At 26.1% G+C, this 609-nt stretch carries 1 protein-coding gene; it reads left to right on the top strand.

Translation table 11 applies throughout. The annotated features are described in order from the left end of the window. Nucleotides 1-609, top strand: a 609-nt coding sequence (locus tag AJN70_RS08310; RefSeq protein WP_148128158.1) for a 6-hydroxymethylpterin diphosphokinase MptE-like protein, incomplete at both ends; no start/stop codon positions are given.

Genomic DNA, 609 nt, shown 5'->3' with positions numbered 1-609 from the left:
ACTTATAATGATAAATATCTACTTTATCCTGTATTATATTTTTATGGTTTTGGAAATGGAATTTTATTTAAAGCTTTATTGCAAAATAAAAATCATCAACATATTGTTGTTTTTGAAAAAGATATAGAAATCATTTGGATAATGTTTCATATCTTAGATTTTTCAAATGAATTGCAAAATGCAAGATTGATGATTTTAGAAACAAGTTCTTTGGATATAGAATTGTTTTCTAATTTTTGCTCTAGCAAACCTTTCTTTCAATTTTCTAGAATTTATTTTTTAGAACTGATGAGTCATTATTATGAAAGATTTCATGAGGATGTTTTGGAGTTAAATAAAAAGCTAGTGCAGCATTTTAAGGATTCTATTATTTCTCATGGTAATGATTCACTTGATGCCCTTCAAGGCATAGAACAATTTGTTTATAACTTACCTCAAATGATCACTCATCCTAGTTATAAAGAATTACTTTCCAAAAGAAAAAATTTAAGTGATACAGCTATCATTGTTTCTACAGGACCATCTCTTACTAAACAACTTCCTTTATTAAAAAAGTATGCTAATAAAGCTACAATTTTTTGTGCGGATTCTTCTTATCCTATTTTAGCT

The organism is Campylobacter sp. BCW_4341 (genome assembly GCF_001764255.1).
Classification (GTDB): domain Bacteria; phylum Campylobacterota; class Campylobacteria; order Campylobacterales; family Campylobacteraceae; genus Campylobacter_D; species Campylobacter_D jejuni.
This window is presented reverse-complemented; position numbering and strand designations above follow the sequence as displayed.